The organism is Agarivorans sp. B2Z047 (genome assembly GCF_023373605.1).
In the GTDB taxonomy this organism is placed as follows: Bacteria; Pseudomonadota; Gammaproteobacteria; order Enterobacterales; family Celerinatantimonadaceae; genus Agarivorans; species Agarivorans albus.
Map to the genome: position 1 here is coordinate 652270 of NZ_CP088080.1, position 19911 is coordinate 672180.

Below are 19911 nucleotides of genomic sequence, written 5' to 3' on the forward strand. Positions count from 1 at the left end.
GATAGTAATTCTGCACCGTTAAACTTTAGGAATAATAACGATATGAAATCGCAATCTTTACCAAAACCAACCTCTGCCTTTATTGGCGCCTCTTGGGCCGCGTTGATGCTAGGTGCAGGCGCTTACCTTATCGGCTTGTGGAATGCCGACATGCAGCTAAACGAAAAAGGGTACTACTTTACCTTGTTGTTATTTGGACTGTTTTCATCGGTGTCTTTACAGAAATCGGTACGTGACAAGCTAGAAGGTATTAAAGTAACTGCGATTTACTACGGCCTAAGCTGGTTCTCATTAGCTGCAGCTGTTGCGCTATTAAGTATTGGCCTATTCAACGCAACGTTAGCCTTAAGTGAAAAGGGCTTCTATGCCATGGCTTACGCCTTATGTTTATTTGCCGCCATTGCGGTACAAAAGAATACCCGCGACATGGCTTATTTTGCAGACGACGAACCAAGCAAAGCGCTTGAAGCTGAGTTAGAAGAGGAACACTAGTTTTGAGTGTCTGCTTTTAGGCGCTGTTTATCAAACCTTGAATTTGATGAACAGCGCCTAAGTCACCATTATAGGCTTATGGACAACATTCACTGCGAACCACGAGTAAAAGTTATTGTTTGTTTAGCTGCCATTTAAAGGAGTTACAATGAGTACTGCTTTTGCGCTAATGGCGCAATACAATCAAGTAATGAATCGCCAACTATATGCTTGCGCTGCTCAACTCAACGAGCAGCAACTAAAGCAGGATAGAAAAGCGTTTTTTGGCTCAATCTTTGCCACGCTAAACCATATTTTAGTGGGCGACACTTTGTGGTTACAGCGCTTTGCTAAGCATCCCAAAGGATTTAGTAGTTTAGTGGACATAGCAGCATTACCTCGCCCTAAAGCCTTAAATGAGATTATCTATGAAGATTTCACCAGCTTAGAGCAAGCACGGGTTGCCATGGACATGGCGATAATAGCTTTTGCAGAGCAACTAAGCTCCGAGTATTTACAGCAGGCTTTAAGCTACACAAATAGCAAAGGTGAGGCACAGGAAAAGCCTTTTGAGTTGTTGGTATTGCACTTCTTTAATCATCAAACCCATCACCGTGGTCAAGTCTCAACCTTGCTCAGTCAATCTGGAATCGACCTTGGCGTGACAGATTTACTATTGCAGATCCCAGATGCTTAAAAGCCTCTCAAGCTAGCTTAAGAGGCTTTGTATTGAAGGCGTTGCGTTAACTGGCTTTGATTTACGCTACTTTAAAGTCGGCTGAGAGCAAATCTTCTGCTTTAGACGAAGGCCCAACAAATACTTTAAATGCACCAGGCTCTACAACTTTTTGTAGTTGCGCGTTGATTAAGGCTAAATCAGCAAAGGGCACACTAAATTCCACTCGTTGTGTTTCTCCTGGTGCTAACTCTACTCGCTCAAAACCACGTAGCTGTAACACTGGAACAGTGACCGAAGCGGCGCAGTCATGAATATATAACTGCGCAATTTCTACACCTGAGCGTTGGCTAATATTGCTGATGTTTACCGACACTTTTAATGCCTCTCCTTGGCTTAGCTCGTTGTTGGCAGCTAAGCAAGGTGTACTAACGGCGAGATCACTATAGCTAAACTCACTGTAGCTAATGCCTTCACCAAAACTAAATAGAGGCAATAAAGGCATATCAATATAACGCTCTTGGTTATTGGTGCGCTCCGATAAGCGGGCGTGCCAGCCTTGATATTTGTTGTAGTAAACCGGAGATTGACCCACATGTTGCGGGAAGCTAATGGTGAGTTTACCGCTAGGGTTTAGTTCGCCAAATAGCAGTTCGCTAAGCGCTTGGCCGCCTTTCGCGCCAGGGTTAAAGGCACAAACAATGGCATCGGCATGCTGTTTTACCCAGCCAATAGTAAGAGGTTTAGAGGCCATAAATACCACGATTAGCGGTTTGCCAGTGGCTTTAAGAGCTTCTAGCATCGCTTGTTGCTGACCACTTAAATCTAGATCGGCGCGGTCGTGAAATTCGCCATGCTGGCTAAGTGTATCGCCAACACAGGCAACGATGATGTCGCTGTTGTTGGCAGCGTTTACTGCACTGCTTATTTCTTCAAACTCTGCTTCGGCGGGCGCTGCACCGCGTACGTAGCTTAGTTCGCAACGTCCTGCATCAGCAGCGGCTTGTAAACCTTGGCGTAAGGTAATGGCGTCTTTTTGGTGGTAACTATCATCGGCTGCGCCCGCTTGCATAGAGCCAAATGACCAATCACCCAGCTGCGCCACCACATCATCGGCGTTAGCGCCACATAACAAAATCTTAGGTTTAGAAGCATCTGATAGCGGTAAAATGCCGTTATTTTGTAATAGGGTTAGCGATTGGCGGCTGGCTTCTAGTGCTGCTTGCCAGTGATCGGCATTACCTAATATTTGTTCTTTCTTACTTAGGTCGGTGTAGCGGAAGTCTTCAAACAAACCTAGTTCAAACTTGTATTTAAGAATACGTGATACTGCGTCGTCGATTAAGGCTATATCTAGCTCGCCATCTTTCACTAAGTCGATGGTATGTTGATAAAATGACGGCGTGGTCATGATCATGTCATTACCCGACTCAACCGCGATCTTTGCAGCATGGCGTAAGTCTTCTGCTACGCGTTGTTTGTCGTGTAGTGAACCAATGTTATCCCAATCGGTAACAATAAAGCCGTCCATTCCCCACTGGTTTTTAGGCACTTCGCGCAGTAACCAACTGTTGGCACTACAAGGTACGCCATCGATTGCTTGGTAACCCACCATTAGTGTGGCAACTTTGGCTTCTTTTACCGCTTTTTCAAAGGGCGGTAGGAATAATGAAAGCAGTTTACGAGGAGAGACTTCGGCCTCATAAGCGTCTCGGCCACCGGTAGCTTCGCCATAGGCAACATAGTGTTTGGCACAAGCCAAGATGGTATCGTGTGAAGCTAAGTTATCACCTTGGTAACCATACACGGCAGCAGCGGCAAGCTCTCCAATTAACCATGGATCTTCACCAAAGGTTTCATTTATGCGGCCCCAGCGGCTATCACGGCCTACACATAATACTGGTGAAAAGGTCCAATGCAGGCCACAGGCGCGGGTTTCAATTGCGGTAATACGCGCCATGCTTTGGCTTAGTTGTTTACTCCAAGCACAAGACAAGGCTAATTGTGTTGGAAATACCGTGCCGTTGTTCTCAAAGCAATGGCCATGAATAGCATCAATACCAAAAATAAGCGGAATACCAAGGCGAGTTTTGGCGGCACGCTGTTGTAGCTCTTCAACCATTGTGCCGGTGCAGTGCAAATAACTGCCCACATTCCAGCTCTCAAGTTTGTCGAGGTTTTCTGGCATGTTGGCGGGCAATTGCAGCATTTGGCCCACTTTTTCTTCCACGCTCATTAGCGACAACAGGTTTTCTACTCGCTCGGCTACGCTGAGCGAAGGATTGGTATACGGCTGCGACATGCGGCTGTTCCTCTAGTTAACTTCAATTTGTTGGTTACTCAGAATTTTAGTGAGTGGTTTAGCGTCACAGCTTGCTGAGTATTCATTCTATGCTGCCTATAGTAGTTAAATTGGTGGCTTATTCACCTTAAAGTAAGCGGTTTCATGAAAGTTGCTTGAGCTTTTGAGGGCTAGCTAACATTCGAAGATATCCAGAGCAATATTTCATGAACCCAACAATAAATTAGATAAGTAAATACTAAGTTTGCTTAGGCGGAATAAATCGAGGAAATGAGAATGACTGCTCAAGTATTTTGTTGAATCAAACAATAAAAATATAACATTTTTGTTACAAATTTGCTTTGTGCTTTTTGAGAAGAGGATTATTTTTAAATTTAATAATTTCAATGCATTACGGTTTATTTTGTTTGCTTTCTTTTCATTCTGTCACATCTAAGTTCTTTGTCGCCGATAAACAATCCGCGGTTTTTCTTGTGATCTTATTTTATTTCCTTGGCGTTTCAATGGCTGATACCACTACAGAGATACTTAAGGAAAAGAACATGAAACTTGCCAAATCAGGTCTACTACTCAGCTCCGCTGTATTACTCGCAGCCTGCGGTAGTGATGACGACCACGTTGAAACCCCAATGTCCTCAGTTCGCGTAACCCATGCAAGCGCCGACGCGCCGATGGTTGAAGTTAAAGCCAATGGCGAAACCTTTGCTGGACTGAGTATGGTGGATTACCGCCAAGGCAGTGCTTGGGTACCGGTTGCATCTGGCAGTTATGATATTAGCGTTGACGCCATTTTGCCTGGTGATAATGCTGAAGTGATAGCTGCAAACTTAGAGTTCTCTCCGGATATGCAATACGACATTATTGCGCTTAACTATGCGGCTTCTATTGAGCCAGTAGTGCTAAGCCGTAGCGGTGATGCAGTAGATGCAGCTAGCGTGCGCATTGATGTATTACATGGTCACCCTGACGTGGATGGGGTAGATATCTATTTAACCACAGCAGCTGATATTACGAGCGAAGCCGCGGCAATTACTAACTTAGAATTTAAAGTTGATAGCGCAGATTTACCGGTAACCGTTCCAGCAGATACCTACCGAATTCGCATTACTGGAACCGGCAGCAAAACCGTGGTTTTTGATAGCGGCGAAGTGGCGCTAGCTGGTGGCAGCGATTTAATGTTAACAGCAGTGCCTAACAGCGACATGGGCTCAGTATCGCCAGTAAATGTGTTGTTGGCCGATGGCAGTGCCGTATCGGTAGTGCGTGATATGGCAGAAACCAGCCATGTACGAGTAGTGCATGCAGTAGATGATGCGCCGATGGTTGATGTATTGGCGAGCGGCGCTCCTGTAACTGGCTTTACCGGAATTGCTTTTAACGAAACACCATTTCGCAGCGGTGATTTAGCTGCAGCTAGCTATGATCTGAGTGTTGCCGCCAGCGCAGACAACAGCTTAGTGGTTATTGATGCCCCAGGAGTGATGTTGGATGCGGGAGCCGAAACCAGTATTTATGCTGTAGGAAAATTAAACTCGATTACTGACAGCACCATTGAACCACTGGTTATTAGTGAAGATTTACGCTCGGTAGCGCTTTACTCTAAGGTTCGCGTAGTGCATGCAAGCCCAACTGCGGGTGACTTAGGCCCAGTTGATATTCATGCTTCTGCCGATGGCAACTTTAGCGCAGACACCGTAGTGTTAGCTGGGGTTAACTTTAAAGATAATGCGGTACTTAATGTTGCTGGCGGCACCTATACCTTCGCCGTTATTTTAGCCAGTGATACGACTTACAGCCCAGCAATTGAAACCATGGCCACTATTGAGAACGGCGGTGTTTACACAGCAGTAGCCACCGATGACTTTAGTGATTTAGTGCTAAATGTAGATACTATGGCACCATAACAACATAGTTGTTGAGTAACAAAAAAAGGGCCGTAAGGCCCTTTTCTGTTTTGGCTGGTATGGTAGCGCGACTATTTAACTCGGGTGATCGTTACTAAATGAGTATGCTGAGGTACTTCTATTAAAGCACCGCGTTTTAGTCTTTCTATCTGGTTTACGTGATGTTCGGAAAAGCCACGTTGTTGCCAGTTTTTCCCCACTAAGTCTGATTCACTGAGCGGATAAATATCTTGATGGCTTAAGCTATCGTGACGCGAAATAATCCATACTCGCTGTTGCTCTACAGTGAGGCTTGTTAGTACGTTTTTCACCTTATTCCAAACCAACAGTGCGAGTTTCACCTTGATTAATCATTTCTAAACCCGTTATAACATAGGCTTAGTTTAAGGACGAACAGCATGACAGATCCCAAAACCAATAAGCTTTATCAATTATCGGTACCACTGTTTTTACACTATTTAAATCAGCTCGATGAATTACTTAGTGATATGCAGTTATTTGCCGAGGAACAGGGCCTAAGCGAAGCACAATTATTGGCCGCCAAACTTGCCGACGACATGTTTCCATTGGGGCAACAAATTAGCACCGCCATTGGTTTTAGTCTGCGTTGTTGCTTACCTTTAGCGGGCCAAGATATCGAAAACTTTAGCCCAGAGGTTATTTCTTATCAGAGTTTGCAGCAGCAATTGCACAGCAGTGTAAGGTGTTTGCAGCAGTTAAAAGCTGAACAATTTGAGCAAAGTACGCCGAGCAATATTTCTACTCAGGCTGGGTTTGCTAAATTATCGCTAAGCCCAAGTGAATACCTGCAACAATATATGCTGCCAAATTTCTTTTTTCACTACACGATGAGCTATGCGATTTTACGTCAGCAGGGCATGCCTTTAAGTAAACAGAATTTTGATGGCTATCATCAATACCCTGCAGGTTTTAGCTTTTAAAACAGTCACTTCAAAAAATTATGAGTGATTTAGTAATTGACTAATGATTATTTCGTAAAGCGCAAGAAATACGCCTTAAAACCTTGTGTTAGCGTAATACAATCGGTAGATTATTTGAGATAAAGGCGCGCAAGAACAATCAGGGGGACATTCGTCAATGCATCCAGATTATTTTATAAGTACTAACCAAGCAGAGTTAGATATCTCGCTGATTCATAGTGTATTAACTAAGTCTTACTGGGCTAAAGGTATCCCTCGCGCTACGGTTGAACAATCCATCGATAATTCATTGTGTTTTGCTGTTTATAACTATCAAAAACAGCAAGTTGGTTTTGCTCGGGTGATTAGCGATTACAGCACCTTCGCCTATTTAGCCGATATTTTTGTCCTAGAAGAACACCAGGGTAAGGGTTTGGCTAAGGCACTAATGCATCGCATTATGGCCCATCCTAGGCTACAGGGGATTCGCCGCTTTAAGTTAGCGACCCAAGACGCACATGGCCTTTATCAGCAGTTTGGCTTTACCGAGTTAGCCCATCCAGAAATACATATGGAGCGTTGGCAGCCAAACTTCTATTTGCTTCCTCAAAGCTAACAAATCTTATGTTGAAGTCGCCTGTTGCCGCGACTTGCCTTCAATATCTACTTTACGCTGCTTTCTGCAGCGTTTTTGTTCCTTACTACAGCCTTTAAGCTATCGAAGCTAGTTGCATTAAACCGATGTTAAACGGCAGCAGGGTACAAATCTAAATCACATTTTTAGCATAAGTGAGTATCTGGTCGATCTTGCTTATCTTTCTCTTACATGCCCTAAAGCCTTACGTTGTAAGTGTTTAGAATGAACGTTACCAAATTGTTACAAATGCCGATGGCAAAGTTACCAAACGTTACCCTGAGGGGCTTGAGGCCTAGCTTATTGCTGACTAAATTTACGCCAATCAATGTGGGGTGGGTTAATGAGGGAAGGCTGAGCATGCAACAGGGATACTATGTTGGTACTAACAAAGAACAGCTCGATTTAGCACTTATTCATGAAGTGTTGGTGAGCTCTTACTGGGCGAAAGGGATTTCTAAAAGAGCTGTTAAAACGTCGATTGATAATTCCATGTGTTTTGCCGCGTTTGACCTTAAACAGCAGCAAGTAGCTTTTGCCAGAGTTGTCTCTGACTATTCAACCGTTGCTTATTTAGCCGACATCTTTGTATTGGAGGAGCATAGAGGCAAAGGCTTAGCCAAAGCCATGATGCACCGTATTATGGCTCACCCTAAATTGCAGAATGTACGCCGATTCAAATTCGCAACTAAAGATGCTCATGAGTTGTATCGTGGTTTTGGGTTTAACCAAATTTCAGATCCAAATCTTTATATGGAACGCTAAACAGCAGCGCCTTACTGTTAATTGGATTGAATTTTAAGCCTATATATTCAATGCTAATGGCTTGTTGAGTTATTAGGAAATAGTCAGTGGATATACGCTTAAACGATGTAACAGGCGAGCAAGTAATCGCATTGCTAGAAGAGCACCACCAAGACATGTTGCTCCACTCTCCAATAGAGAGTGTTCATGCATTGGATGTGAGCGGTTTGCAGGCCGAGGGCGTGAAGTTTTGGTGTGCTTGGTTGGGAGAGGAGCTAGCAGGGTGTGGCGCCTTAAAGCAGCTTGACGCCAAGCATGCAGAGTTAAAATCTATGCGCACTGCCAGTAAACATTTGCGTAAAGGCGTGGCTGCTGGGTTACTAAAACATATTCTCAAAGACGCCCAAGAAAGTGGTTATCAGCAACTGAGTTTAGAAACTGGCTCTATGGCCGCGTTTGCTCCAGCGTGGGCTCTTTACCAGTCTTTTGGTTTTGAGTTTTGCGGCCCTTTTGCCAACTACCAACTTGATCCTAACAGTAAGTTTATGAGCAAAAGCTTGCCATCCATCTAGCCTTAAGCCTCTTTAAGTTATTTGTGGTTTAGCCCTTCTCTGTGACGTCATTTGTTCAAGACTTGCTACACTTTTAGTTATACCTTGCTAGATATTTGATTTGATAAGTAATTTTAGCTTGGTACTAGCAAAGTTTAATGACTGGATAATCCATAGTTTTGGAGAAGGGTAGGCATGAGGCAGGGGCTGTTTGAGCTTGTATTTGTTTGGCTAGGTGTAAGCTTATGTATATCGGCGGCTGAATATGTCGGAACCAATAACTGTATAGAGTGTCATCAAACGCAATATCAACAATGGCAGGGCTCTCATCATGACATGGCAATGCGCCATGCCGATGAGCAATCGATACTAGGCGACTTCGCTAATGCCAGCCTAGAGTTTGCAGGTAAAACCAACCGCTTCTTTCGTAAAGGCGCTGAATATTGGGTCAATATTGAGGGGCCTAACGGTGATTTTTCCGATTACCAAATAACTTACACCTTTGGCTTTGAACCGCTGCAGCAATACATGGTGGAATTTGCCGATGGTCGAGTGCAGCTCATTCCCTTTGCTTGGGACTCTAGAAGCAAGCAACAAGGTGGCCAGCGTTGGTTTCACCTATATCCCAATCAACAAAAAACGGATGAATTTTATTGGACCAATACCGGACAAAACTGGAACTATATGTGTGCAGACTGTCATTCAACTAATTTGCAAAAGGGCTACGACGGCAGCAGCAATACCTACAATACCACTTGGTTTGAAATCAACGTTGGCTGCGAAGCCTGCCACGGCCCTGCCAGCGACCACATCAAATGGACTCAAAGTGACAATAAGCAAGCTGCACTAGCCAGTTTAGGCCAGTACAGTGGCTTTTCTCGTACTCTTCAAGCGGCAGTAAGTGAATGGGCTTACCAAGCTGGCGAATCTACTTTAAGCGCTGCCAGCCACCAACAAAGCCAGCAACTTAAAGTCTGCGCACAGTGCCACAGCCGCCGTTTGCAAATAAGCGAAAGCAATGACCACGTGGCGGGATCTTTGCTCGATCGCTATCAGCCCAGCTTGATAAGCGCCGAGCTCTATCATGATGATGGCCAGATATACGATGAAGTGTATGTTTGGGGCTCATTTCAGCAGTCAAAAATGAAGCATGCTGGAGTAAGCTGCAGTAATTGCCATAATGTGCATTCTGGGCAATTGAAAATGGAAGAACCTGCGCTGTGTGCGCAGTGTCATGTAGCTGCTGAATATACTCCCGAAAAACATAGTTTTCATCCAGCGGATAGTGAAGCTGCAATGTGCAGCTCTTGTCATATGCCTGCCACTACTTACATGCAGGTAGACCCACGGCGAGACCATAGTTGGCAAGTCCCGCGCCCCGATCTGAGTCAGGCGATTGGCACCCCAAATGTGTGTACTTCTTGCCACCAAGATAAAGACAATAGTTGGGCGCTACTATGGCAGCGGCAATGGTTTCCTAAATCAAACTACTTAGATAATAATCATTTCTCTGAAGCATTTTTTGCTGCAGACCAAGGTTTACCCTCTGCCGAACAAGCCTTGGCTTACGTGGCGCAAAACCCCTTAGAAAGCAGCATTATTCGCGCCTCTGCTCTAGAGCGACTGGCGCAGTTTCCTGGCCGTAATAGTGTGATTGCCACTGCGCGAGCTGTTAGCAGCGAGCAAGAGCTGATTCGTTTAGGGGCAGTAAGTAGCGCTCGGCATTACCCTATAGCAGAGCGCTGGCGCTTATTGTCCCCTCTACTGGAAGACTCGGCCCTAGCTGTAAGAAGTGAAACTGCTGCTAGCTTGGTTAAAGGCTGGGCAAGTTTAACTAAGCAGCAGCAACAGCAATTAAAGCCAGCACTTAAGGAATACCAAGAAGTTCAGTTAGTCAATGCCGACCGTGCATTTGCACTGAACAATCTAGCCGGTGTTTACCTTGCTATTGGCGAGTTTAATGAGGTGGAAGCTAGCTATTTACAAGCCATTAAAATAGAGCCTTATTTTGCCAACAGCTACGTTAATTTAGCCGATTTATATCGCCATCTAGGCAATGAAATGGCCGCATTCAATGTGCTCAAGCAAGGGCGTTTAGCCCAGCCTGCCAGTGCTGCTATCCCCTATAGCACTGGTTTAAGTTTATTGAGGCAAAAAAAGGCGCAGCTAGCGGTGAGCTATTTTGCACAAGCCACAGAGCTAGAGCCAAGTAATGCTCATTATTGGTATGTTTACGGCTTATCCTTAGAAGCTTTTGATTTGGTCAAAGCGCAGCAAGTATTAAACAAAGCCTACGATACCGGACGTAATCCGCAGCATTTATTTGCCTTGTGCGAAATGAAGGTAAGGCATAAAAATAGAAAGGCACAGCTATGTATTTTGCAGTTACAAGCGGTGGTACCTGCAGAAGTCGTGCAGCGCTTGAAGGGGCAATTAAATCAATAATTTAGATGGTAAGAAAAGGCGCTCTAAAGCGCCTTTTGGATAAAACTATCTAATTAGTTTTTCGAAATGTTGTGATGAAGCTTTTTTGGCCTTGCACAAATGCGCTAGATGTTAATACACCTTGGTCCCAGTTTTTGCCAGCGGCAACATACGTCCACTGCTCAATTTTAGGGTTTTGGCATAATTGTCCTTCAATGATTTCGTCGTCATCACACCAGCGAACAGAAGAGTTTAGTTGAGCAAGAGTTGCTTTGGTTTGTTGACCCTCATTAACGCCAAACCACCAAAATGCCATGTTAGCTAGCTCTGCGTAAGACACGGTTTCATCCATATCTTCCAAGGTACATTCGCCACCTTGTTGAGTATGTAACTCTTTACCTACAACATGAATCTCACTTTCACCAAACTGGTAGTTAACTTGACCGGTTAAGCTACAGCCTGCGATGTTGGTTTCGGCCAACCAAGTACCTCTAAAATCGATATAGCGCTCGCCATTGTCTACGTTTGGATTAACCAAGTAGCTGTATGAGGTAGATGTGCTTTTTCTTAGTTGATTACCGGTACCGTCAAGGGTCACTTCAATGGTTTGATCTGTGTAAATCCCTGTCGCAGTGTCGTAGCTGGTGCTATAGGTTTGTTGTTTAAGCTCACCATCGTCTTCAAATTCGCTTTCGCCTAAAGTGCTTAAGTTTGCTTGGCTACAGTTTTGTTCGTTCATACACGTAAATAAACCACCAAAATTAGCCACTTCTGCGTAATCTATAGCTTCATCGTCGTGGTTAACTTGGCTTGGGTCTTTAACCACTAACTGGAAGCCAGGTTCAATCGCAAAGTCTTCGGCAGAGTATGTGTTTGAATCAGCATTAAAACACTCTGGAGTATTGTTGTTCACGGTGAATTCACCGCCGTTTAACTCACAGGCAATGAACTCTTTCGCCCACTGCGAGCTATAACGTTGATCAGAAGAGCCTGCTTTAAGCACCAAAGAGTCTTCGGCTAGATGCAGTACTTCAGAGCTTATACCAAAGCTCGCATTTTTGAATGCCTCATCAGGAATTGTTCTATCCATGTGAACATTCTGAAATACCATTGAGTTATTGCCGTACTGGCCGGTCATAACTACTTCAGATAAACGTAAGTACTCGCCACTGCCCTTACTAAACGCATCAATCACGTCACTGTCGCCGCGCTCAATGCCATCTAGTGACTCGCTTAAATGCGCTGCTGCTTCTTGTTCTGATACCCACTCGCTAGCGCTTACTTCTTCTAGCAACGCATCTGCAGAATCTAGGTTGTTTAGCTTCACTTGCTTGAGCGCAATTAAGGTATTGCTGTCGGCTGCTGGCTTTGCAATATCTTCTGGAATAACAATGCTGCCAGTACTCGCATCATCTAATGATTGCAGTATTCGCGCTAAGTTCATTGCAGAACCAGTATCGGCGGTTACTTCAAAGGGAGAAACAACGCTACGATAAGAGCTGTTACCGATGAACATGCCGTTCTCGCCGCCCAAGTAAAACGACACTACATCGTCGGGTTTAACCTCAAAGGTACCTTCAGCGTTGGTGTAGCCACTTAATCCACTGGGCGCCGCTTTATAGAATAATCCTTCTACGGCGGCGTCAATAAAAGTGCCGCTTACTGGGTCTGTACTTGGTGGGGTTTCATTGCCGCTTTCACTTCCACCGCAAGCGCTTAACACTAACGATACTAAGGCTGTGCTGCCTAGTACTGCGAATTTGTTCATAATGCTTTCAATCCTTTACATTTTTATGACAGCTATTGCTGTTATTTTGAGAGGAGAATGTGTTTTATTTAGCTCTTAAAGTAAAACTATATTTTTATCAACAAGCTTTATAAAAGATGGTAGCTATGTAAAATTGCAGAGTATTTGCTCTACTAGTTTTTCGATGTTGAAATATTATGCTGTTTGGTGTGAATTGTTTTGGCTTGCCGAAGGCGTCGGTGACGAAGGTTTCAAGGCTGTTTTTGATGGTAATTAAAGTCCTTAATTTGCTAAGTCACATTTTTGCAAGATGCTGATTAATTTAGTTATTAATGAATTTGTTTACTGGTAAGGTTTGCTAGTTATTAGGCCTTTATTGAAGGAACAAATATGAAGACGGGCTTACACCTTTCGGCGAAACTAGCTGCTGCTTTTGTGTTGTCGATAACTAGTGCTATTTCTCAGGCTGCAGAGGCAGTTTGGCAAAGTAAAGTGTTAGATGAGCACACTGTTATTCTCTCGGCTGGCGATGCCACACTTAGCCAGTTTGAGCCAAGCTTAATGTTAGCGGCTTCGAAACTCGATACCCAGACTTTATCAGCTATTGTCGATCCCGCTTCCAGCCCGTGGTACAAAATCTCTCCTGAGCAAAATGGTCGCTGTTTATCTTTAAGCGACGCTGGGCATTCCAAACAAACACTGAGTCATTTATGTATCGAGTCGCTAAAGAGCGGTCGCTGGAAGTTAAGCTTAAGTGAAGGCGGTATTCAACAGATTTACGGCCTTGGGCAGCAGCATAATACTCAAGGTAATGCCGACGGCGATTGGCTAGGCCGAAAGCGTATTCCGGGCAACCGCATGGGCAATGCCATGGTGTATCAGGGTGAAGGTGCGGTAGGCAATACCCAAATTCCGATTATGTATTTATTGGGCGAGGGCAAACAAAACTTAGCCTTGTTTTTTGATCACGTTCAGCCCTTGGTATTTGATTTCACAAAAGCGCCATATTCTATCCAAGGCAAGGGTAAGCGAGCTCGAATCCTCCTGATTGCCGGTGAAAACCTAGCTGATTTACGCTCTCGTTACTTAGCGTTGACCGGCAAGCCGCCGGTTCCGCCAAAAGCTATGTTTGGCTTGTGGTTGTCGGAATACGGTTTTGATAATTGGCAAGAACTAGACAGTAAACTCGCTAGCTTACATAAAGCACAATTTCCGCTTTCGGGTGTAGTGCTCGACCTGCAGTGGTTTGGCGGTATTAAACAAAACTCTAAACATACTCAAATGGGCTCACTTACTTGGGACGAAAAAAACTTTCCCAATCATCAGCAAAAAATAGCTGAGTTAAAGCAACGCGGTATTGGCGTAATGACTATTGAAGAGCCTTATATTGGTGGTGAGCTCAATGAGTACTATTCACTGGCTCACGCAGGCGCATTAGCCCGCAGTTGCGCGCCGCCTTGCATGGAGCCCGCTTATATAAAAGACAATCCATGGTGGGGTAAGGGCGGCATGCTGGATTTCTCCAGTGAGAAAGGCGCAGCCTTTTGGCATGACTATCGCCGTGAAGCGCTAATTGATGATGGCGTGATTGCTCATTGGACCGATTTAGGTGAGCCCGAGCTCTATCACCGTAAAGCTTGGTATGCCGGGGTGAATATTGATGGCGAACTAAAGCATGACCACCAAAGTGTACATAACTTGTATAACCTGTTGTGGAGTCGCAGTATTTATCAAGGTTATCAACGCAATCAGCGCCAGCAGCGCCCGTTCATTATGAGCCGCTCTGGTACTGCTGGCAGCCAAGCTTATGGTGTGGCGATGTGGTCGGGCGATATAGGGGTTAATTTAGCTAACTTACGTAGCCACTTTAATGCGCAAATGCATATGAGTTTGTCCGGTATTGATTATTTTGGTTCAGACATTGGCGGCTTTCATGGTACCCCTTGGGGTGAGCAATATACTCAATGGTTTGCTGCGGCGTTATTTACCGATTTACCGGTAAGGCCGCACACCCAAAATCTGTGTAACTGCAAAGAAACCGCGCCAGATAGAATTGGCGATACCGCCAGCAACTTGTTTAATGTTAAACAGCGTTATGCCTTAAATCCATACTATTACACCTTGGCGCATAAAGCATGGCGAGAGGGGAAAGCGGTGGTAGCTCCATTAGTCTACGGTTACCAACAAGATGTTAAAGCTAGAACTAATGGCTCCATGAAGCTAATCGGCGATGCATTATTGGTAGCTTTGGAAGCCAAAGATAAGGCTAAACAAAGCTCGGTTTATCTACCCAAAGGACAATGGTTTGATTACCGTACCAAGCTAATGCTTAACAGTAGCGGTGAGCAACTACAACAGCCTTTATTTATTGATGAAATATACCGTTTACCGTTGTTTGTTAAAGCGGGCCATATAGTGCCGCGACAAGTTGAGGATGAAGCAACGCTAGATTTGCTGGTGGTGCTGGATGATAGTGGCCAAGCCAAAGGTCAGTTAATTGAAGATGACGGTGTAACTATCGCCTATCAACAGCAAGCAATTCAGGAAACTCAGTTTAGTGCTGAACTTACTGATAGCTTACGAGTACGCATTCACCCAGCCAAAGGGCAGTATCAAGATGCTCCAAGTGTAAAGTCTTATCAGCTAGAGTTAGCTAACCTAGTTAAAAATAAAACAATAAAGGCCGCTTATTTCAATGATCAGGCTATTGAGTTAGGCAAGCAAACCGCAAGTGGTTTTCTATTGCCCGCTCAGCAAGTAGATGTTCGCCAAGGTGGCGAATGGTTGCTTGAGTTTAATGAGTAATTGGTGGCGCTAAAAAGATAATAAGGGCCTGTCAGTCTGTAACTGTCAGGCCCTTATTGGTTTTAGTATTGGTAAATACGAATTTCTTGAGCCGCAAGGCTTAGGTTGAGTTGGCCAGACGAGGTTGTGCTCACAGCGTTACTACCAAAGTTTGCCAATGGGCTTAACAGTGTTGAGGCTTGTCCAACTGGAATAACCGGCGTTTGCGCACTATCGCTGTAGTTAAGCACCACTAATACGTTTGAATCCGCTAGGCTTCGGCTATAAGCCAGCACTTCACCATCAAGCAGCACTTCTATATCTCCCTCGCGTAAAGCAGGAGTGTTTTTACGTAACTGAATCAGTGTTTTGTAATGGTGGTAGATAGAATTGCTATCTGCCATTTGGTTAGCAGCATTATAAGCCGCTGTATTGTGGGCATGCGCGCGGTAAGGGGTACCGGTGGTAAACCCGCCTTCTGCAGTCCAACTCATTGGTGCTCGCAGTAAGTAGTCACCACCACTATTGGCGGTGTGTCCCATGCCCACTTCTTCCCCGTAATAAACAAAAGGTTGTCCCGGTAGTGTAAGCAAGGTAGCAGCAGCTAAGCGGTATTTAGCCTCGTTTCCAGCAAACTGCTCAAATACTCGTGTACCAGCGAAATAGTCATGGTTTGCTAGTAGCAGCCCCATGCTACTAAGCCTGCCCTGTTGTAGCCAATCCACTATGTATGTGCCTGAAGTCGAGCCGGCATTAACGCTGCGCATGATGTCCATATTCAAATAAAACGAAAACGCTGAGCCACAAAAATCTGATTGTGCGGCAGCTAGAGAATCACTTGAATCTTCGCAAATCATAAAGCGATTGCTGTAGTCTTCCATCACTAATTGTTGAATACCGTACATAATGGCGGCATTTTCTGGTTGTCCAGACCACCGGTTCGGACCATTTTCAACTAAGTGGGTCATAGCATCGAAACGAAAGCCGTCCATACCGGCATTTAGCCAATAACGTAAGTTGTTGTAGTGGAAGTCGACAACTTCTTGGTTTCCAAAGTTGTAGTCAGGCATGTTGGATTGGAAGATACCGTAGTAGTACCCGTATGTACCTTGGTGCCAAGAGGGGTCTCCTGACCAGTTGGTCCAGCCAGGGTTATTTGACTCCCACATATACCAATCGCGTTTCCCGCCAGCATTGTTATCTGAATCGATAAATACGGGGTTATCGCCTGAACTGTGATTGATGAGGTAGTCGGCAATTACACCAATGCCTCGGGCATGGGCTTGTGCTAAAAACTCATCAAAGTCTTCTCGGGTCCCGTAGTCGCTCTCGATGCTACGGTAATCGACTACTTCGTAACCGTGATCTTTATCAGAGCTTTCGCTAAAGGGCATTAACCAAATGCCTTCAACGCCTAAGTCTGCAATGTAATCCAGTTGGGAGGTAAGGCCTTTAAAGTCTCCAATCCCATCGCCATCGGAGTCTTTGTAACTGCGTACAAATATCTCCATAAAAACTGCGCCTTTATACCAGTCTGCGGCTAATGCTGGTTGATCGTCCACGGCCACCGAGCTCATGTCCAAAAGGCTTTCAGCTTTGGCTTCTCCAACGGGAATTTCTTTAGGGGTTATTGCTTCTGAGCTAGAGTCACAGCCATTTAAGCTCGCCAAAATTGCAAGCGACAGCGCACTGCTTATCAAGTGTTTGTTCATTTTACTTTCCTTGTAACTTGCTTAACACAAAGCTTATGCAGCGCGACTATAGCCGTGGTGATCTGATTATTGCCACCTTCTTTGCATAGCTTTATAAATAATCAATTAAGTACTAATTGATTATGATATTTTCTATTATATTGACTTATATATCACTTATTTAAGTCACACTTTTATCAATAATGCTTTATTCAATGAGATGCAGCCTTTAGCCCCACTTCGCTTTATAATGCTATTTGTCTAGAACTTATTGGTTACAACAAGCGAATGCGCGCAAAAAAAACGACCTCTCCGGGAGAGAAAAGCCAACTTCACCCGCGTAACAAACACCGACAGCGTTACGATTTCCCGTCGCTTATTGCGTCATGTCCCGAGTTAAAACGCTTTGTGGCCAAAAACCAATATGGAGATGCATCGGTAGACTTTTTTGACCCAGAAGCGGTGCGCTGTTTAAACAAGGCATTGTTAAAGCATTTTTATGGGGTGCAAGGCTGGGCAATTCCAAAACACAATTTGTGTCCGCCCATTCCAGGTCGTGTCGATTACATTCATTACTTGGCCGATTTATTGGCTAATTCTTTGGGCGGCAGCCTATCTAAAAACAGCCCAGTGCGTTGTATTGATGTAGGAGTAGGAGCGAATTGTGTTTACCCATTGGTTGGGGTTAGCGAATACGCATGGTCATTTGTGGGCAGTGACATCGAAGCAGCATCTTTACAATCGGCAGAGCGTATTTTAGTGGCTAATCCGCATTTACAAGCAAATATCACGCTGCGTTTACAAGACAACAAAAAAGCGATATTTAAAGGTATTGTGCAAGCGAACGAGCGTTTTGAGCTTAGCATGTGTAACCCGCCGTTTCACCGCTCGGCTGCAGACGCCCAAAAGGGCAGCCAAAGAAAACAAACCAATCTAAAGGCTAATGCTAAAAATAAATCAAAGCTAAACTTTGGTGGTCAAAGCAATGAATTGTGGTGCCCCGGTGGAGAGTTGAGTTTTATTAAAAACATGGTGGCAGAGAGCCAGCAGTTTTCACAACAAGTGTTGTGGTTTACCAGCTTAGTATCAAAAGAGGCAAACTTGAGGGCGATATACCAAGCGCTTAAACAAGCAAAAGTGAGCCAACATAAAACCATAAAGATGGGGCAAGGCAATAAGGTGAGTCGCTTTGTAGCGTGGTCTTATCATTCGCCAGCACAACAGAAGCAATGGCTAGCCTCTTTATAACATAGAGTTTGATTTGTGTTTTGCTAAGTGGCTTGGCAAATATGCCTATATAAACGATCGATTTTGAATAAATGAGATAAATGAAAACGCCTAAAAGAATCCAGCCTTTAGTTGATGACGGCTTAGTTGATGAAGTGAAAAGCCAGCTAATGAGCGGCAAAGAAGCGTCGGTTTACGTGGTGCGTTGTGGCGACGAGATCCGCTGCGCAAAAGTATATAAAGAGGCTAGCCAGCGCAGCTTTAAGCAAGCGGTGGTGTATCGCGAAGGGCGTAAAGTTCGCAATAGCCGCAGGGCTCGGGCGATGGAAAAAGGCTCGGGCTTTGGTCGTGAGCAGCAAGAAAAAGTGTGGCAAAGCGCCGAAGTAGATGCTTTGTATAAGCTCGCGGCTGCTGGGGTGAGAGTGCCAGAGCCCTATGGCTGTTTTGATGGCGTATTACTCATGGAGCTTGTCACCGATGATGAAGGCTATGTGGCACCGCGCTTAAACGACGTGATGATGAGTGAGGAGCAAGCGCTTGAAGATCATCAGTTAGTCATCTCTTACATCGTGAAGATGTTATGTGTGGGGCTTATTCATGGCGATTTGTCGGAGTTTAATGTGCTGGTGGACGCCTACGGCCCAGTGATTATTGACTTACCCCAAGCGGTAGATGCCGCCGCCAACAACAATGCTGAATGGATGCTGACCCGTGACATTAACAACATGCGCGATTACTACAGCCAATTCGCGCCAGCCTTGGCCAATACGGAATACGCCAAAGAGATGTGGAGCTTGTTTGAGAAAGGTGAGCTGACAGCCGACACTGAGCTTAGCGGCAAGTTTGTAGAACAAGATACCGTGGCCGATATTGCAGCCATTATGCAAGAAATAGATGCCGCCCGAGAAGAAGAACTAGCCCGTAAAGAGAGGCTAAAAGAAGCTCAACAAGGCGTTGATGAAACGAAGTTTAACTGGGCAGATTAGCGTTTCTACCCAGCTATTCAGGGATTAAATATTTACCTGTGCGCTGGTTTGAAATTCTAACAAGGTATAGGCTGGAATTTGTACCGCACCACCGCGAGTAATGATGGCTAAACCAGCCCCTACTTTGGCACCGTCTTTAGCGCCATCACTACCATTAATTAGCCCACCAATGGCTGCGCCGCCAGCGGCCTTTTTCACGGTGTTTTTACCTTGGGCATCACCCAAGCCATTAAAAGCATTGGTTTGAATGGCAACACGTTGGCCATTTACGGTAATGTCGGTTAAGGCGATTGTTAGGCTAGATTTTCCGGCCAAACGACCCGCTTGTTCACTTTGCAGTACTTTGCCGTAAACGGGGCTACCTGCTTTGGCGATAAGCTGGCCGTTAATTGCTAAGTCACTTTCTAAGCTTGCACTAAAGCGATGACCAGAGGCATGTTCACGGGTGCTAATTGCACTGTCTAAGCTGATCATCAACGGCGTGCCGGCTGGAATGCTGCTAACGCCCTGAGTGGTTTCGGCTGAGTTGGTGTCGGTTTTAATGTCAGTATGAGTATTGGCAAAGGAAAGCTGCAGATCTTTCACATCTGCGGTGTTAAAGGTCATGGTATTGCCAGCCACTTCAAACTGAAGTTCTTGGCTATTTCGCTGCAACAGTGTGCCTTCTAAGATGCTGCCATTGTTTAATGTGAGTGTGTCGGCAGAAAGGTTAAAACTCGCAAGCGTGATAAGTGCGGCGATTGCAGTAGATGATTTAGCCATAAACTTGAGTCTCCAGTGGTTTGCTGAAAAACAAAGTTTTTAGCAAACCTTCTGTAGTAATGCTTATAGCTGGATAACTTAGTTCAAT

At 44.9% G+C, this 19911-nt stretch carries 16 protein-coding genes; 11 read left to right on the plus strand and 5 right to left on the minus strand.

Going from position 1 to position 19911, the window contains the following annotated elements; all coding sequences use genetic code 11:
- Nucleotides 1-42: 42 nt before the first annotated feature.
- On the plus strand, nt 43-492 hold the full coding sequence (yiaA, locus tag LQZ07_RS03035) for an inner membrane protein YiaA (protein WP_040307316.1): 450 nt from the start codon (nt 43-45) through the stop codon (nt 490-492).
- 148 nt (nt 493-640) lie between these two features.
- Nucleotides 641-1168 (plus strand): DinB family protein, encoded by a 528-nt coding sequence (locus LQZ07_RS03040; RefSeq protein ID WP_152783234.1) that lies wholly within the window; start codon nt 641-643, stop codon nt 1166-1168.
- A 61-nt stretch (nt 1169-1229) separates the two neighbouring features.
- Here the strand turns inward: LQZ07_RS03040 and LQZ07_RS03045 are convergent, their stop codons facing one another.
- Nucleotides 1230-3449 carry a glycoside hydrolase family 3 N-terminal domain-containing protein gene (locus LQZ07_RS03045; RefSeq protein ID WP_152783236.1) on the minus strand — a complete coding sequence of 740 codons (2220 nt, stop codon included), beginning with the start codon at nt 3447-3449 and terminating at the stop codon, nt 1230-1232.
- Between the two features lie 542 nt (nt 3450-3991).
- Here LQZ07_RS03045 and LQZ07_RS03050 point away from each other — a divergent pair.
- On the plus strand, nt 3992-5353 hold the full coding sequence (locus LQZ07_RS03050; protein ID WP_152783238.1) for a DUF4397 domain-containing protein: 1362 nt from the start codon (nt 3992-3994) through the stop codon (nt 5351-5353).
- Nucleotides 5354-5424: 71 nt separating this feature from the next.
- Here LQZ07_RS03050 and LQZ07_RS03055 read toward each other — a convergent pair whose 3' ends face one another.
- A complete protein-coding gene (locus tag LQZ07_RS03055) occupies nt 5425-5694 on the minus strand; it encodes a hypothetical protein (RefSeq protein WP_152783240.1) in 270 nt (89 codons plus the stop codon).
- Nucleotides 5695-5751: 57 nt separating this feature from the next.
- Here LQZ07_RS03055 and LQZ07_RS03060 point away from each other — a divergent pair, with 57 nt between their 5' ends.
- The 5 genes from LQZ07_RS03060 (at nt 5752) to LQZ07_RS03080 (ending at nt 10647) form a co-directional block, all read left to right on the plus strand.
- Nucleotides 5752-6294, plus strand: coding sequence for a DUF1993 domain-containing protein (locus LQZ07_RS03060; protein WP_152783242.1), 543 nt, complete (start codon nt 5752-5754; stop codon nt 6292-6294).
- 157 nt (nt 6295-6451) lie between these two features.
- Nucleotides 6452-6889, plus strand: a complete 438-nt coding sequence (locus tag LQZ07_RS03065) for a GNAT family N-acetyltransferase (RefSeq protein WP_016402329.1) — start codon at nt 6452-6454, stop codon at nt 6887-6889.
- A 378-nt stretch (nt 6890-7267) separates the two neighbouring features.
- Nucleotides 7268-7672, plus strand: coding sequence for a GNAT family N-acetyltransferase (locus tag LQZ07_RS03070; protein WP_152783244.1), 405 nt, complete (start codon nt 7268-7270; stop codon nt 7670-7672).
- Nucleotides 7673-7758: 86 nt separating this feature from the next.
- On the plus strand, nt 7759-8223 hold the full coding sequence (locus LQZ07_RS03075) for a GNAT family N-acetyltransferase (RefSeq protein WP_249483496.1): 465 nt from the start codon (nt 7759-7761) through the stop codon (nt 8221-8223).
- A gap of 174 nt (nt 8224-8397) precedes the next feature.
- Nucleotides 8398-10647: a multiheme c-type cytochrome gene (locus LQZ07_RS03080; RefSeq protein WP_152783246.1), complete on the plus strand. Its 2250-nt coding sequence runs from the start codon at nt 8398-8400 to the stop codon at nt 10645-10647.
- 49 nt (nt 10648-10696) lie between these two features.
- Here the strand turns inward: LQZ07_RS03080 and LQZ07_RS03085 are convergent, their stop codons facing one another.
- The gene (locus LQZ07_RS03085) at nt 10697-12394 is read right to left on the minus strand and encodes a hypothetical protein (protein WP_152783248.1); all 1698 of its coding nucleotides are present in this window, start codon (nt 12392-12394) and stop codon (nt 10697-10699) included.
- A 369-nt stretch (nt 12395-12763) separates the two neighbouring features.
- On the opposite strand from LQZ07_RS03085, the gene LQZ07_RS03090 reads away from it, so the two are divergent.
- Complete coding sequence (locus tag LQZ07_RS03090) at nt 12764-15178, plus strand: TIM-barrel domain-containing protein (protein ID WP_152783250.1); 2415 nt, start codon at nt 12764-12766, stop codon at nt 15176-15178.
- A gap of 62 nt (nt 15179-15240) precedes the next feature.
- Here the strand turns inward: LQZ07_RS03090 and LQZ07_RS03095 are convergent, their stop codons facing one another.
- A complete protein-coding gene (locus LQZ07_RS03095; protein WP_152783252.1) occupies nt 15241-16869 on the minus strand; it encodes an alpha-amylase family glycosyl hydrolase in 1629 nt (542 codons plus the stop codon).
- Between the two features lie 267 nt (nt 16870-17136).
- On the opposite strand from LQZ07_RS03095, the gene rlmF reads away from it, so the two are divergent.
- Nucleotides 17137-18096 carry a 23S rRNA (adenine(1618)-N(6))-methyltransferase RlmF gene (gene rlmF, locus LQZ07_RS03100; RefSeq protein ID WP_152783254.1) on the plus strand — a complete coding sequence of 320 codons (960 nt, stop codon included), beginning with the start codon at nt 17137-17139 and terminating at the stop codon, nt 18094-18096.
- An 80-nt stretch (nt 18097-18176) separates the two neighbouring features.
- Complete coding sequence (locus LQZ07_RS03105) at nt 18177-19061, plus strand: PA4780 family RIO1-like protein kinase (protein ID WP_016402320.1); 885 nt, start codon at nt 18177-18179, stop codon at nt 19059-19061.
- Between the two features lie 24 nt (nt 19062-19085).
- Here the strand turns inward: LQZ07_RS03105 and LQZ07_RS03110 are convergent, their stop codons facing one another.
- Nucleotides 19086-19823 carry a hypothetical protein gene (locus tag LQZ07_RS03110; protein WP_152783256.1) on the minus strand — a complete coding sequence of 246 codons (738 nt, stop codon included), beginning with the start codon at nt 19821-19823 and terminating at the stop codon, nt 19086-19088.
- Between the last annotated feature and the right edge of the window lie 88 nt (nt 19824-19911).

What these genes read in the sequence shown, in the direction of transcription:
- yiaA (WP_040307316.1), top strand. Translation starts at nt 43, where the DNA reads ATGAAATCGCAATCTTTACCAAAACCAACCTCTGCCTTTATTGGCGCC.
- LQZ07_RS03040 (WP_152783234.1), top strand. Translation starts at nt 641, where the DNA reads ATGAGTACTGCTTTTGCGCTAATGGCGCAATACAATCAAGTAATGAAT.
- LQZ07_RS03045 (WP_152783236.1), bottom strand. Translation starts at nt 3,449, where the DNA reads ATGTCGCAGCCGTATACCAATCCTTCGCTCAGCGTAGCCGAGCGAGTA.
- LQZ07_RS03050 (WP_152783238.1), top strand. Translation starts at nt 3,992, where the DNA reads ATGAAACTTGCCAAATCAGGTCTACTACTCAGCTCCGCTGTATTACTC.
- LQZ07_RS03060 (WP_152783242.1), top strand. Translation starts at nt 5,752, where the DNA reads ATGACAGATCCCAAAACCAATAAGCTTTATCAATTATCGGTACCACTG.
- LQZ07_RS03065 (WP_016402329.1), top strand. Translation starts at nt 6,452, where the DNA reads ATGCATCCAGATTATTTTATAAGTACTAACCAAGCAGAGTTAGATATC.
- LQZ07_RS03070 (WP_152783244.1), top strand. Translation starts at nt 7,268, where the DNA reads ATGCAACAGGGATACTATGTTGGTACTAACAAAGAACAGCTCGATTTA.
- LQZ07_RS03080 (WP_152783246.1), top strand. Translation starts at nt 8,398, where the DNA reads ATGAGGCAGGGGCTGTTTGAGCTTGTATTTGTTTGGCTAGGTGTAAGC.
- LQZ07_RS03085 (WP_152783248.1), bottom strand. Translation starts at nt 12,394, where the DNA reads ATGAACAAATTCGCAGTACTAGGCAGCACAGCCTTAGTATCGTTAGTG.
- LQZ07_RS03090 (WP_152783250.1), top strand. Translation starts at nt 12,764, where the DNA reads ATGAAGACGGGCTTACACCTTTCGGCGAAACTAGCTGCTGCTTTTGTG.
- LQZ07_RS03095 (WP_152783252.1), bottom strand. Translation starts at nt 16,869, where the DNA reads ATGAACAAACACTTGATAAGCAGTGCGCTGTCGCTTGCAATTTTGGCG.
- rlmF (WP_152783254.1), top strand. Translation starts at nt 17,137, where the DNA reads ATGCGCGCAAAAAAAACGACCTCTCCGGGAGAGAAAAGCCAACTTCAC.
- LQZ07_RS03105 (WP_016402320.1), top strand. Translation starts at nt 18,177, where the DNA reads ATGAAAACGCCTAAAAGAATCCAGCCTTTAGTTGATGACGGCTTAGTT.
- LQZ07_RS03110 (WP_152783256.1), bottom strand. Translation starts at nt 19,823, where the DNA reads ATGGCTAAATCATCTACTGCAATCGCCGCACTTATCACGCTTGCGAGT.